The organism is Pseudovibrio sp. WM33 (assembly GCF_001623165.1).
GTDB lineage: Bacteria > Pseudomonadota > Alphaproteobacteria > Rhizobiales > Stappiaceae > Pseudovibrio.
Genome location: NZ_LMCK01000015.1, coordinates 47,103 through 61,554 on the forward strand (window position 1 = coordinate 47,103; position 14,452 = coordinate 61,554).

General features: G+C 53.3%; 10 protein-coding genes. 6 read left to right on the forward strand and 4 right to left on the reverse strand.

Annotated features, from left to right (window positions below):
- Nucleotides 1–14: 14 nt before the first annotated feature.
- The 3 genes from PsWM33_RS03580 to PsWM33_RS03590 all read right to left on the reverse strand — a co-directional run bounded on the left by PsWM33_RS03580 (nucleotide 15) and on the right by PsWM33_RS03590 (nucleotide 6,629).
- A complete protein-coding gene (locus PsWM33_RS03580) occupies nucleotides 15–3,608 on the reverse strand; it encodes a hypothetical protein (protein WP_063299242.1) in 3,594 nt (1,197 codons plus the stop codon).
- 371 nt (nucleotides 3,609–3,979) lie between these two features.
- Nucleotides 3,980–6,166 (reverse strand): xanthine dehydrogenase family protein molybdopterin-binding subunit, encoded by a 2,187-nt coding sequence (locus tag PsWM33_RS03585; RefSeq protein ID WP_063299243.1) that lies wholly within the window; start codon nucleotides 6,164–6,166, stop codon nucleotides 3,980–3,982.
- 1 nt (nucleotide 6,167) lies between these two features.
- Nucleotides 6,168–6,629 (reverse strand): (2Fe-2S)-binding protein, encoded by a 462-nt coding sequence (locus PsWM33_RS03590; RefSeq protein ID WP_057465391.1) that lies wholly within the window; start codon nucleotides 6,627–6,629, stop codon nucleotides 6,168–6,170.
- A gap of 277 nt (nucleotides 6,630–6,906) precedes the next feature.
- On the opposite strand from PsWM33_RS03590, the gene PsWM33_RS03595 reads away from it, so the two are divergent.
- From PsWM33_RS03595 to PsWM33_RS03620, 6 genes are all read left to right on the forward strand, one after another.
- Nucleotides 6,907–7,902 (forward strand): AraC family transcriptional regulator, encoded by a 996-nt coding sequence (locus PsWM33_RS03595; RefSeq protein WP_063299244.1) that lies wholly within the window; start codon nucleotides 6,907–6,909, stop codon nucleotides 7,900–7,902.
- 65 nt (nucleotides 7,903–7,967) lie between these two features.
- Nucleotides 7,968–8,495, forward strand: a complete 528-nt coding sequence (locus PsWM33_RS03600) for an AAA family ATPase (protein ID WP_063291973.1) — start codon at nucleotides 7,968–7,970, stop codon at nucleotides 8,493–8,495.
- Nucleotides 8,496–8,658: 163 nt separating this feature from the next.
- The gene (locus PsWM33_RS03605) at nucleotides 8,659–9,327 is read left to right on the forward strand and encodes a response regulator transcription factor (RefSeq protein ID WP_063299245.1); all 669 of its coding nucleotides are present in this window, start codon (nucleotides 8,659–8,661) and stop codon (nucleotides 9,325–9,327) included.
- Nucleotides 9,324–10,637 (forward strand): ATP-binding protein, encoded by a 1,314-nt coding sequence (locus PsWM33_RS03610; protein ID WP_063299246.1) that lies wholly within the window; start codon nucleotides 9,324–9,326, stop codon nucleotides 10,635–10,637. The genes PsWM33_RS03605 and PsWM33_RS03610 overlap by 4 nt, the downstream gene beginning before the upstream one ends.
- Before the next feature lie 205 nt (nucleotides 10,638–10,842).
- Nucleotides 10,843–12,159: a ferredoxin reductase family protein gene (locus PsWM33_RS03615; RefSeq protein WP_063299247.1), complete on the forward strand. Its 1,317-nt coding sequence runs from the start codon at nucleotides 10,843–10,845 to the stop codon at nucleotides 12,157–12,159.
- 209 nt (nucleotides 12,160–12,368) lie between these two features.
- A complete protein-coding gene (locus PsWM33_RS03620; protein ID WP_063299248.1) occupies nucleotides 12,369–13,241 on the forward strand; it encodes an urea carboxylase-associated family protein in 873 nt (290 codons plus the stop codon).
- A gap of 37 nt (nucleotides 13,242–13,278) precedes the next feature.
- Here PsWM33_RS03620 and PsWM33_RS03625 read toward each other — a convergent pair whose 3' ends face one another.
- Entirely contained in the window at nucleotides 13,279–14,265 is a 987-nt protein-coding gene (locus PsWM33_RS03625; protein WP_063299249.1) for a zinc-dependent alcohol dehydrogenase family protein, read from the reverse strand.
- Between the last annotated feature and the right edge of the window lie 187 nt (nucleotides 14,266–14,452).

A 14,452-nucleotide genomic window follows, 5' to 3' on the forward strand; every position in this document is an offset into this window, starting at 1 on the left:
ATTGAAGGAGTGATTTATTTGCTGTCGGCGGGCTCGTTGTTGTAGACCGCGTACCAGGCCAGACCTGTGGTTTTGGCCGAGCCCTCGTTGCTCTCATCTGGCTCGGAGAACAGATAGAACGATGTGGCGCCGCTTGGCGGGATCTTGGCCAGCCCCAGAAACTTGATGGCGATCTCATTGAGAACAAACATGTATTGCTTGCTGGCATCAGCCTCTTTGCTATTGGGGTTTTCGGTGTAGAGCAGCTGGATCGGGCCGTAGGACATGGAAAGCACGTTCTGTAAGCTGATGAGCGAGGCACCGTTGGAGGAGCCCGGCATTTGAATGGCAGTCTTGGATTTGTAGGTTTCGCCCGTGGAGTCTGGTGACCATGCCAGCAGCAAATCAGCGGTGAGGCCCAGTTTGCCTGCGAGGTCTCCGGCGGTGCCGAGGCTGATCTCGAACTTGAGGCCGTTCCATGTGTCTGACAGGCCTTGCTGGCGGACGTTGGTCACAACATCCAAGTATCCCATGGAAGCTGGCGTTTTATCTGCGCTGTCGGAGCTGACAAACCCTTTCAGTTGAAATGGCATAGTGGCAACAAGGCTGCCGCTGCGAGGCGTGCTGTTTTTGCTGTCGAATGTCAGTTGAGAGCTGTCCCAAGTGATCTTCTGGCTCTCATAGGCGTTTTCTTGCGTGAAGCTCATTTGCAGGCCGAGCTCGTTAAACGCCAGCCCATTTTGGCTGGTTTGCTGGTCTGGCTCATTGCCGAAGGAGAACAAGTCGACCGTCTCGTTCTTGCCTGTACTGAGGATTGCGAAATCGAGGAAGCCAGTAAAGGCGAAGCGGATGAGTGGTTCTGTTTGATTTTCCTGCGTTTTTCCGTGTCTGGAGATCGTGTTCATCCGCGCGGATGTGAACTCTGTCTGCTCCAGGATGTTGTTGTCGACCGTGAACAGATAGGGATGGGTTGCGGCCATGGTGTAGGACGGGTGGTTGTTGTTGTCCTGATAGCTTGCTTTCATAATCAGCGACTTGTACTGGCTGCCTTTGGGCTGTGGTTGGCCTGTCGGTAAAACGGGCTTTGAACTGGCGGTCTCGCTGCCAAAAATCCTGGTCATGGAGAGCTGTGCGAAGGAGGAGAACTTCTTTATTGCCGAGTTCTCAAAAAGCACTTTGAGCGAGAGCAGGATGAAATCATATGTGCGCGTTGCAGAGGGCACAACTGGCTCCGGGCTTGTCGCTCCCTTTGGTACAATGAGATCACTGTCTTCATAGTAAATCAGCCCATAGACTGAGCTTTGCTTCTTTATTTCGATTTTTTCACCACTTGCACCTGCCTTGATCTGATTGATGCGGATGGCGAGGTGGTGGGCATAAAACTTTGCCGGATCGCGCACGCCAGCCACAATCCCAGCCAATTGCTCGGGCGGTGATTTGATACGCGCGCGTAGCATAAGTACGCCGGTCCAGTTGGGATCAGCGGCAGTCTGGTTGAAGCTTTCGAAGTACTCTGTTGCCGGGTTTTCATAGGCTGCTTTGAAGTAATCCTGAAGCCATGAGGAGACATTGACCAGCTGGGCTTTGTCTGGTGTGTTTTGGCGTTCGGTTGTTGGAGCGGCGAAGGTTTCTTTTTGGGTCCATTTTTGCGGATTGGAGATGAGGTTGTCTTTTTCACTGCCCTTCGGGTCAAAGAGTGGGCCGCGTATTCCTTTAATAATCAATATGTTGGCGTAGTCGCCGAAATCTGGTGAATTGCCGACGTCGGCTTCGATTTGCCAGTCTTCGATGTTCAGCGTGTTGAGGAAGGTTGAGCCTGCTTCACCTAATTCTGATGGGTTTGCAGCCACCAGAAACAGCTGATTGGTCTGGAAGGCCTCTATGAGTTTGGGGGATAAATCTTTGAAGGCAAAATCGGAAGGTGTTGGTACTTTGATTTGAGCGAGCTTGACTTCCTTCCAGTGACTGGCGTCTGTGGGTGATTGCAGCGTGGCGATCACGCCCAGTGGGGTTGTCAGGGTTGCATCCCCCTCTCCTGTTTGCGCCTTAGCCTCTCTGGCGTTGGATTGAGCGTTGGTCAGAGATGCAATCACCTTGCGGCGGGTCGGAGCAATGATGCTTTTTTCAAACAGGGCGACATCGCACTGGGAGTAACTCGGGTCGCCCTCATCCGTGCCGGCGTAGGGGAACATGGGGAAGGCCTTATCTTCCATTGGCGGCAGTGTGTAGGCTGGACTGACAGTACCCAGCAACTCCTTGTTTTCCTGCCAGATTTCATCGTCATAACCGTGCAGTGCGCTGCCGTGAGGTTGCGCCACATAGGTGATGGATGTTCCGCTTTTTTCTGCGGCATTATCTGGCGGGAACACCTGCACATACGACGTTTTGTAGTTGCCTTTGAGCGGTGCTCCTTTGGGTGCGGGGCGTCCAACGGGAGACGACACAGGCAACGGGAAAACCGGCGCATAGGCAGGCTGATTGGGTATAAACCGCAGCCGTGCTCCCTCAGAGAGCGCGTGTTCTGCTGCGCCAGGGACTTCCAGAAACTCTGTGCCGCCCAATCCGCACATGAAGCGGGCTTTTGTATCGTCTTTCGCGGCCGGTGCGCAGACGAGGAAATCACCAACAGGACTGGCGATAAAGCTATGAAGCGATGAGGTATTCTCGTAGCTCGGGGTGAGTATAATTCCTGCAGACTGTGCATCAGTCATATGACTGTCAGCGGTGATACTCTGTAAAACAACAGGAGCGCCGTAGGTGGTCCGGTAGAAGCTGTTCAGGGTTGGACCCTGCCCGCTTTCCTCTTCGGCGCGGAAATAGAAGGCGCAGCGGTTGGGATCTGTTCGATTGTGCGTCGGATAGATGTTCAGCGCGTCGGTGACGTCCACAATGAGCGTCATAGGCAGAGGATTACGGCTGCCATTGTCGCCTGTGCCCAAGGCGAAGCGTTGACCATTGACGCCGGTTTTGGTCTCCGCACCTTTCGTAACCCATTGAAAACCCAGATTCCATTGATCATGAAGGGCGCCGCGCTCGAACTCGGCATCAAACACAATGGCACCGCGATCCGGACCGGAGCAGCGGATGTCTGCCTTGCTCACCGACCCCGTGTCCGGACTGAGATATCCTCCCAACTGGATGGCAGATTCCGAGAGTTGGAGGTTCTCTTCATCTTCAGAAACACCAATGTAAGCGCTTGAATAGAACTCGATGGTGAGTTCGGGTGCCAGAAGGTAGGACAGACTGCTGGTTGTCACTGTTCCCGCTGCATTAATGGAGAAGAAGGCCGGGCGTTGGCCGGTATAGTCATGAGGGACTGGAAGCGGCGTTAAGCCTCTGGGAAGCCACATGAAACCGCGCAATACATTCATGCTTTGCAAGTAGGCATGCAGGCCGGATACCAGGTCCTGCTGACTGCTCTCTTTGCCTCCACATTCAAGTGGGTCCGGGCAGTAGATGAAGGAACCTGAGTAAGTTTTGCTGGTGAGCGCGTCTTTGAGCGAAATGCGCTTGGGGAGTTTGGCTCTTCTGGTGGCTACCTTGCTGACAACAAACGCAAAACCACCGGCGTTGTCGCCAGAGTTTGGAGCCAGATAAAGGCTTTTGCAGGTTTGTTGCAGGAAATCCATTGCTCAGCTCCCAAAGCCCATTCCATCAACGGGGATAAAGACAGAATTCGGGAGCACTGCTCCGCGCTTTTAAGGGGAACATAGGGTGCAGGCAGGCTTCAATTTGCGACAATTGAAGGTTCACAAAGTGAACTGAAAAGGTTTCATCTGTAAGAAGTTGTTTTCGCTTCACAGATCAGAATAGATTTGATTTTACTTATAAAAAACAGAGCGTTAGTGCGCTTTACACACCAAATAAGTTGTGAGCTGAAAAATGATCGTGTTTTTGTGCGTTGGTTTGCGTTTTTTACGTGTGAGCTGCGTTTTTTTGTAAAACACACAAAAGGCAGGCTGATGGATGTTCAGCCTGCCTTTTGCTCTGCCAAATCAGTTTAGGCGAAGGTGACGCCTGCCTTGGTCATTGGGAGTTCGGTCACACGTGGTCCTTTCGCTGCAATGGCATTTGCCAGTGCTGGAGCGGATGGTGGTGTGCCCGGTTCGCCGACGCCTGTGGGGGCTTGTGTGGAGAGGACAATGTGCGTTTCAATCTCGCCGATATCTCCGATGCGGAGCGGTTCGTAGTCCGGGAAGTTTTGTTGGATAACTTCACCATTCTCCAGCGTGATCTCATCGCGCATGGCGTGGCCAAGGCCGTAGCCGATGCCGCCTTCCATCTGTGCCTTGATCACATCCGGATTGACCGGGATGCCGCAATCAACTGCGCAGGTGACTTTTTCGATCTTTACGCCGTTTTCTGCATCACCTGAAATCTCGACAACTTCGGCAACATAGCTGCCAAAGGATTTGTGGACCGCGACGCCTTGAGAGCGCCCCTCAGCGTCTTTGCCCCAGTTGCTTTTTTCAGCAGCCAGTTTGAGAACGCCCGTCAGTCGTTTTTGATCTGGCGTGTCGCCTGCCAGATGTGCCAGACGGAACTCAACCGGATCACGACCCGCTGCTGTTGCAACGGCATCCATCATGGCTTCCATGACGTAGGCGGTGTGGGTGTGACCAACAGAACGCCACCACAAAACGGTTGTGGCTGGTTTGATGTCCGTTAGGCCAGCAAACATGCGCGGAATGGAGTACTGCGTCGGGGTGACGCCTTCTACGGAAAGATGATCGACCCCATCATGAACCGAGAACGCCTCAAACGGGGTGCCCTTGGAGATGGATTGACCTGCCACGCGGTGATCCCAACCAGCGATGTTGCCATCTGCATCAAGACCAACACGAACTTTGTGCGCAAATGCCGGGCGGTAGTAGCCACCGGTGATGTCATCTTCGCGAGACCACACCAGTTTGACCGGGCGGCGGCGATCCGTCATCACAAAGGAAAGCGCGGCTTCCACCTGATAGTCTACCGTTGGTGTTGCACGGCGACCGAACGAGCCGCCAGCGAACATGGTGTTGACCTGCACCTTGTCCATAGGCACCTGAAGGATTTGCGCAATCGCTGCATGTGGTGAGGTTGGCATCTGACAGCCGTCATGCAGAATAACGCCGCCATCTTCTGTCGCCTCAATGGTGCAGGTGAGCGGTTCCATTGGCGCATGTGCGAGCAGTGGGAAGTAGAAGGTCTCTTCCACCACCTTGTCTGCGTTTTCAATCGCACCTGCAATCTCGGCCTGATCGTTTTTGGTCAGGTTGTATTCCGGCGCTGTGTTGAGCGCAGCCATCAGCTCTTTGTAGACGTCTTCAGAACTGCGGCTTTCAGCTGCTGAGTTGTCCCAGGTGACTTCCAGAGCTTCACGGGCCTGAAGAGAGGCCCATGTATTTTCTGCGTAAACCGCAACGCCAGCTTTGTTGGGCAGTGTGGCTGCACGGATGAAGCCTTTGACATCCTTTGCGGCGCTGTCGTCAAAGGACGTGACAGTTGCACCTTTGCGGGTGGCCCGCTTGATGGTGACGACCATCTGATTATCAAGCTGGATGTCCATCGCGTATTTGGCGGTGCCGTTGATCTTTGGCGGTGTGTCCTTGCGGCGCACACTGGCGTTGCCGATCAACTTAAACTCGGATGGATCTTTCAGGCGCGGGTTTTCAGGTGCTGTCAGCTTGCTCGCGGCGGCTACGAACTCGCCGATTGGCGCTTTGTTGCCATCACCTGAGATCACGCCATCTTCCAGCTTGAGCTGGGCGGCGGGCACATCCCAAGCCAGTGATGCGGCTTGCAACAGCACGTCGCGGGCCGCAGCGCCTGCCTGACGATACTGCTTGAAGCTGTTGAACATGGCGGTGGAGCCGCCAGTACCCTGGATAGGTCCGAATGCCGTGTTGTTGTAAAGCTTCGGGTTGGATGGGGCGAACTCATACTCTATCGCATCCATGCTGACGCCCAGCTCTTCTGCAATGAGTGTGGTGAGGCCGGTTGCCGGGCCCTGCCCTTTTTCAAAATGTTTGACGATCGCAGTCACGGTGCCATCTGCTGCAATCTTTACAAACGGATTGAGCATGGTGGTGTCTGCAGCATTTGCAGCGGCCATAGAGCCGGATGGGGCCACACCAATAACAAGAACGGCGGCAGCAGAGGCTGCTGCCCCTTTGAGGAAGCCACGACGAGAGGACAACACGCTCATATCAAGCCTCCATAATTTCTGATGCACGTACGATAGCGGAACGAATGCGCTGGTAGGTGGCGCATCGGCAGGCGTTGCCGTCCATGTAATCGTCAATTTCTTCCAGTGTCGGCTTTGCGTTTTCAGAGAGCAGGCCAACGGCAGACATGATCTGGCCGGACTGACAGTAACCACACTGGACCACGTCCAGCTCTGTCCATGCCTGTTGCACGGCTTGTGCTGGCGTGGACTTCAGGCCTTCAATTGTGGTGATCTCAGAATCTTCCACATCTTCAATAAACGTTTGGCAGGAGCGGACCGGCTCGCCATCCAGATGAACGGTGCACGCCCCACATGAGGCGACACCACACCCGAATTTTGTTCCGGTGAGCTTGAGTTCATCGCGGATCACCCAAAGAAGCGGGGTTCCTGGTTCGGCATCGACCTTATGCGTCTGGCCGTTCAGCTTTAAAGAAATTGCCATCAAAAAAAATCCCTTTTTTGATCCGTAGCGGTTGGCTGGGTCAGCAATAATCTCAGGCATTGTTTGAATGGGGCAGTGTTGTATGCGGAATGCGCTTTTCTGCTTTTTGAGCCTGAAACAAATGATCTGTAGTTATCCCTAGCACTCGCCTCTCTCGCTTTCAGTGGCAAATCGCGCCAAAGTACTGCCATATCGCGCCACTATGTAAATTGGTACTGGCACACCTAGCAAAAATTCGAGATGAAAGAGTGGCAACACCAATGAGACCGAGCCGAGCATGACAAAACACGCACATCTTTACCCAGGCGCTGCCATGATGGCGCAAATCATTCAGTACCTTGACCTGTCTGTTGACCGGGTGATGCGCCGTGCCGGAGTTTCCATTGAGCAGCTGGGTCCGGCGGCCAAGGGCATCACGCAGGCGCAATATTTCGCCATCTGGCATGCGTTGCATCAGGAATATGGCGGCAACGATCTGGCAATCAAACTTGGGCACACCATCAAGCAGGGCAGTTTTGTTCCACACGCCTTTGCGTTTTCCTGCAGTCCAAACATTGAGGAAGGCGTGAAGCGTCTTGCGCTGTTTAAGCCTTTGATTGCGCCGATCCGGCTGGAAGTTGAGCGTACGGACAGCACAGTGTCAATCTTGTTTACTTCCAGCGATCCGACGGAACCGTTTCCTGAAATTCTGGCTCAGTTCGAGATTGTCTACTTCACCAATTGCAGCCGCACCTTTACCGGAGAGCAGATTGTGCCGCTCAGTGTGGGAGGCCCTGTTGGAGATCTGGACTGGTCTGCTGTTGAAGCGGAATGCGGGGTGAAGGCAACCCCTGCTCCGGTGGCGCACATCACCCTTTCCCTGCAGGATGCCACTCGTCCGCTGATCACACAGATGGAAGGCATGTGGGACACGTTTGAAGATGGGCTGCGCCAGAAATTACAGAGCACGGGCAGTTCTGACGAGATGTCCCGCCGGGTGAAGAATGCGTTGCTGGAAAGCCTGCCAGCGGGGCAGAACACCATTGACGTGATCAGCCAGAACCTGAACGCCAGCAAGCGGACCTTGCAACGCAAGCTGAAGGAAGAAGGCAAGAGCTTTCAGGATATTTTGAGTGAAACCCGCGCTGAACTCTCCCAGCACTATCTGGTGCGTAGTGAGCTGAGCATTCCGGAAATCTCTTATCTGCTTGGGTACAAGGATACCGGCTCGTTCTTTCGCGCATTTCACAGCTGGACAGGTAAGACGCCGATGGAAGTGCGTGGGATTGCTTAAGGGCGCCCTAATTTAGCCTCTCATGAAGAAAGCTTCATGAAACCTTGGGCTGGTAAGAGCCCGGCATGGCTATTCTATTTGTTCTTTCGGGATTGCCTGGTGTTGGTAAAACGACCTTGGCAAAGGCCCTTTCTCCGCGCCTGCAAGCCGTTCATTTACGTATTGATTCACTTGAGGCTGCCCTCAAGACCTCCGTTCTTGCGATTTCACCAGCAGAAGATGCCGGTTATGTTGCAGCAGCAGCCGTTGCCAAAGACAATTTGTTGCTGGGCAACAATGTGATTGCGGATGCGGTGAATCCGATCGAGATTACCCGCAACATCTGGCTGGAAGCGGCGCTTGGCGCTAAGGTGAAAGCGCTCAACATTGAGGTGATCTGCTCTGATGAGGCTGAGCACAAGACACGTGTTGAGACCAGACACAACGATATTTCCGCCATGTCCCTGCCTAGCTGGGAGGATGTGCAGCGGCGACGCTATGAGCCGTGGAAGAAGCACCGCCTTGTGGTCGACACCTTTGAAAAACCCGTTGAGGAAAGCGTTGAAGAGATCATCGAGGCCTTCAGCCAGCTGGTGCGTTACGGGTCTTACTGATGTTTTGCACCTTTCATAGTCCTGACCGCAAGCCCCTCATATTTTCCTTAGTTTCATAATGGCCTAAGAGATTTCTTCAGGCACAATTCAGTTTCATGTTCTTTGTAGATGTGAAAGAGTTGAGGCAAATATTGGGTGCACTTCGCCCTAGTGGAAGGAACACATGCGCGTATTGTTGGTTGAGGACGAGCGGCTGATTGCGGATGCGATCAAAGCTTTTCTGGAGCGGCATGAATTTATAGTAGACTGGGTCGATGATGGTCTTTTGGCAGAAGACGCTCTGAGAACCGGAGAATTCGACCTGGTTATTCTGGATCTGGGTTTGCCGGGACAGGATGGACTGGAGTTTTTGCGGGCCGTTCGTGATGACAAGGCAGATGTGCCTATTCTGATCCTGTCTGCTCGGGAAACCACCAAGAACCGGATCGACGGGCTTAATCTGGGTGCGGATGATTATCTGACCAAGCCGTTTGATATGGAAGAGCTTCTGGCCCGATGCCGGGCGCTGGTGCGCCGGTCTGCCGGACGGACGCGGATGCTGCTGCAACATGGGGTGTTAACGCTTGATCTGGATCAGCAAAAGGCCTGCTACGAAGGCGTTGAGGTTGTGCTGCAGCCCCTCGCCTTTAGACTGCTGACAATCCTGCTGGAGCGTCGTGGCCGTGTGGTTTCCAAGTCAGACCTCATGGAAAAGCTCTATGGCTGGGAGGAGAATGCGGAGAGCAATGTGCTTGAAGTTTATGTCTCTCAGATCCGCCGCAAGACCACCCCAAAGCTGATCAGAACGATCCGGGGGGTTGGCTATATCGTGGATGAGGACATCCCGGCATGAAACTTTCATCAATCCGCAGCCGGATCCTGATCCTGCTGATCCCGCTGCTCTTTGTGGTTTGGGGCATTTTCTCTGCCATTGTCTACGATATGACGCAGGAGGAGCTTTATGAGACCCATGACGCGCAGACTTTTCAGCTTGCACGCGTAATTGCCCAGCTTAAAGGAGACAGCATCTCTCCAGATTATCTGGAAGATGACCATGTCCTTGGTGAGTACTTTATTGTAATCCGCGATGGAGATGGCAACGACATTTACAGGTCTACGGATAAGGTCAAAATCCCGCAGGATCTTAGGCCCGGTGCGCAGGAGTTTGAGAGCAACGACGAGGACTGGCTGGTCTGGACTTTTCCTGGTCAGAAAACAGATCAGCTCTACATTATCGGCGTTGTTATTGATGAAGCAACCGAGCTGGCCGAGCAGACGATTATAACAGTCTCTGTTCCGCTGGCACTTGTGCTTGTTTTTTCCATTATAGCGACAGTGTTCATCGTCAAACGCGGGTTACGTCCGCTCACCACTCTTTCTGAGACACTGCAAACTCGGGAGCCTGAGAGTCTTGGCAAGCTGACAACGGAGAAGCAGGCAGATGAGCTTGTGCCGATTGTAAACTCCCTGAACATGTTGTTTGACAAGATTGAAGACTACCTTGCGCGCGAGCAGCGGTTTATTGATGATGCGGCGCATGAGATCAGAACACCGCTGACCGTGGTGAAAGCCCAGTGTCAGGTGATTGAGCGGGACGCGCTAGATGATGCGACACGGCTGCGGTTTGACAACATCATTGAAGGCGTTGACCGGGCCACGCATCTTGCCGCCAAGCTTTTGGAACATGCTCGTGCAGGTCAGGATGCCCACAAAGAGATAACAGAGCACGACTTGCTGCCTGTTCTTCAGGAAAGCCTTGCACAGCAGGCCCATGCGGCACTTGATAAAAATGTGGAGCTGCAACTGCTTCAATCAGAACATGTGGCAGCTGTTGTTGATCCGGAAGATCTGGGCGCTGTGCTTGGTAATCTGATTGGCAATGCAATCCGGCATACACCGTCTGATGGTGAGGTGATCGTGGTTCTTGAGCGCGGTGATGATCATATTCAACTGAGTGTTGAAGACAGCGGACCGGGTGTGCCTGAGAAGTACCGTGAGAAGGTGTTTGAGCGGTTCTTCCGCATGCCGGGGCAATCAAGTTCAGGTGCGGGCCTTGGCCTGTCTATTACGCAAACTCTGTGTCGTCGCAATGGGATCGAGATATCCCTTGGCAAGAGTGAGCGACTGGGCGGAGCCTGTTTTATGCTCAAGCTGAGAAAGTAGTGTCGTAAACTTCAGGTAGGTTTCAGCTTCCAAGTGAATTTAGGGGAAGCACTCAGATTGAAACCTACTCCGAGGCTGCATCTGTAGCTTCATTTGGGGTGATCTGATTATGAATGGTGTGCGATGCCCCCCAACGGTGTCACTCACCTTTCATAGCCAGAGTTTCATCTGAGTGCGCATCGTCAACTCAGATGAGCGTACCGGAATGAAACCGATTGGCCTGACCTTTATTATCGCCAGCATCCTAGTCCCCCTTTTGATTTTCTCCCAGTTTGGTAGCCAAGCAGACTCAGGTGCCTTGCTGAGCCAGTATTTTGGCATGGTCTCACTGATCTTCATGGGGCTGGTTCAGGTGATGGCCACACGGATGAAAGGCGTTGAGGCTCTGTTTGGCCCGCTGGATCGCGTATATGTCTTGCATAAATGGCTGGCTATTTTCGCAATTGCTGCTGCTTTCCTGCATGAAAGCATTGATGCAGATGCCCTTTCAAGCGGCGATACGGATGGACTGGCGAAAGAGCTGGGTGAGATCGGGTATAATGGTATTTTAATCCTCGGCCTTGGTTCTCTGGCGACCTTCATCCCCTATAATATCTGGCGCTGGACCCACCGTTTGATCGGTATTTTCTTCGCCCTTGCTGCTGCGCATTTCCTGATGATCCCCAACGTGTTCTCTTGGAGTGATCCGCTTGGTCTTTACGTCGCCTTCTTCTGTTTTGCCGGTGTCGCGTCCTTCTTGTACCTGACTTACAAAGGCATGGCCGGGCGCACAAAGACCTATGAGGTAGAAGATGTTCAGATTTACGGGCGCATCACCAGTGTGACACTGAAACCTGAAGGCAAGCCTATTTCTCATGATGCCGGTCAGTTTGCTTACCTTTCCTTTGATCAGGAGGGCATGGGCGAAGTACATCCTTACACGATTGCATCTGCACCGCGCGAAGACGGAAGACTGCGGTTCTGCATTTCTGCACTGGGTGATTACACATCTCGTGTGCACGAGCTTCAGGTCGGCACAAAAGCTCAGATCAGCAAGGGATATGGCGGGTTCCGCCCAATTGCTTCCAATCGAGACCAGATCTGGATTGCGGGCGGTGTCGGGATCACACCTTTTCTGTCATGGGCGCAGACTTTGAGGGGTGATGAGACCGGACAGATCTATCTTTACTATGGTGTCCGCAACCGGTTGGAGAACCCGTTTGAGGAGGAGCTGGACGCACTGCAAAGCCGTCTGCCGAACCTTCATGTACAGTACTTTGAGTCTGACATGGGCGAATACATCGACGCGCGGTTGCTGAAAATCCTGCAGGGAAAATTCTTTGATGTGATGCCAATTGCGTTTTGTGGTCCAGAAGTTATGCGCAAAGCGTTGATACGGGATCTGAAAGCCCTGAAGTACCCAATGCGCCTGTTTCATTATGAAGAATTCCAGATGCGCTCCGGCCTTGGTTTCCGAAAACTGTTTAAGTTTCTGCTTCAGCAAGTTAACCGGCATTCCGGCAAGTTCGCCCCGGCCAAGTAGAGCTTGGCCAACATGAGGATCGCTGCATTGCCTGGCGGTGCGGCGATCCGCTCTTTCAAGCCAGATGCAAGGTTTAACTGTCTGGCTTCATGGTCCCTTCGAAAGGTGCCGGGACTGAAGGGATCAGTGAAATTAAATCAATATATTAATTGAGATTTGGAGGGTTCAATCAGAACCAATAATTCTGCTCTTTTTAGGATCATTGGCTCATGACAAAAATCGCCTCCCGCTCGATTACGACCGACATCCCTGCTCCTTCCGAAGATCGTCGCTCCAAGTCTCCTATTGTTTGTTACGAAGTAGATCATTTGCCTGCCTATAACGCTGAGCTTTATCAGCAGGCAAAGGAGAGCCTGGAGAAAATCGGGGACGTTGTCGTGCCGCCGCGTGATGGCGGTCATTTCAAGGTGCCTGCTGGTCACTTCTTCCGGATTGTGAGCGTTGAAGGCCCGCAGGTTGGCGATCTCAACTTGTGGAATGCCAATGACATTAATGAGCGGTTTTTCAGCGGCAAGACCCGTCAGCTGCACGCCTCGCACCTTTCAACCGGAGACCGGCTCTGGAGCACCATGCCGTATCTGCGCCCTATGGCGACGATTACACAGGATACGCTGGACTGGTACGGCTGGGATGAGGATGGTGCGGGCGTCCATGATGTGATTGGGACGCGCTGCGACCCTTACACCAACCACATGCTCAAGAACGTGGATTACAACCATTGTTGCCACTCCAACCTGACCCGTGCACTGGCAGATGCAAAGGGTCTCTCGATAGATGGCGCTGAGCCTCATGTGCATGATGTGATGAACGTTTTCATGTGCACGGGCTTTACCCGTGACACCCACCAGTACTTCATGAAAGCCAGCCCTGTTCGTCCGGGTGATTTTATTGAGTTCTTTGCAGAGATCGATCTTCTGGGTGCCCTTTCTACCTGTCCGGGTGGTGATTGCGGCAGCAGTCACTCTGACGACAATACGCCGTGTTATCCGCTGCTTGTCGAGATCTTCAAACCGGCAGAGGGTAGTTTGAAAGGCTGGTCTGCCGCAAAACGCAGTGGTTATGCAGGCGGGCACCAAGCCTGATCCTGTTTGATTTGGCCAGACGCAGTTGTTCTTCGTGTTACGGCACGAGGACAGCTGCGCCGGATAGTCGTCCCCCTCGCAAATCTTCCAGTGCCTGATTGGCCTGTTCCAGTTTGTAAGGAATACAGTGGGTTTGCACGCCTGCTTTTTTGGCGAGGGGAAAGAACTCCAGCCCGTCTTCTCGGGTCAGGTTGGCAACGGAAACAACCTCCCGCTCCTCCCACAACAATGCATAGGGCATTTGCGGGATGTCGCTCATATGAATGCCGCCGCACACCACGCGCCCACCTTTGCGCAGAGCTCTCAGCGCTGTTGGAACAAGTGGCCCCACGGGGGCAAAAATGATGGCCGCATCTAATTTTTCGGGTGGCTGGTCTTCAGAGCTGCCTGCCCAAGTGGCTCCAAGCTCTCTTGCAAAGTTCTGCGCCTGCGTGTCGCCTGATCTGGTGAACGCATAGACATCACGGCCTTGCCAGATGCAGACTTGCGCGATGATGTGAGCAGCGGCACCAAAGCCGTAGATGCCTATCTTTTTGCCTTTGCCAGCCTTTTTTAAAGAGCGCCAGCCAATCAACCCGGCACACAGGAGTGGCGCAAGCGATACCGGATCTGCGTCTTCATCCAGCTCAAATGCAAAATGCCGGTCTGCGATGGTGTGGGTCGCGAAGCCGCCATCGCGTGTGTAGCCCGTGAAAATGGGGTGATCACAGAGGTTTTCCTGATGATTTTGGCAAAAGGAACAACAGCCGCACGTGTGCCCAAGCCAGGGGATGCCTACTCTACTGCCGATTTTGAGATCCTGAACACCTGCCCCACATGCACGCACTCTACCAACAATCTCGTGTCCGGGAATGAGCGGGAGTTTTGGTTTCGTGAGATCGCCGTCCACGACGTGAAGGTCTGTCCGGCAAACCGCACAGGCTTCAACCTCAATCAGGATTTCGCCGGTACGCGGTGTTGGTGGCGCAGCACGTTCCTGCAAAACAAGTGGCTTTCCAATTTCGGTCAGAACCATTGCTTTCATGAGGGCATTCCTTCTCACGGAGGCTTGGATTGTGCTCAGATTATACGCTGTTGTCCTAAGAAAGTCTGGCGTGGTGTTTGCGGTTCCCCGTTGTTGCTATGCGTTGCAGAAATAGATCAAGAATAAGAGAAAACCGAACCATTTATCACAACGCATATTTCATCTGGGTCCGTCATAACAATCTGGT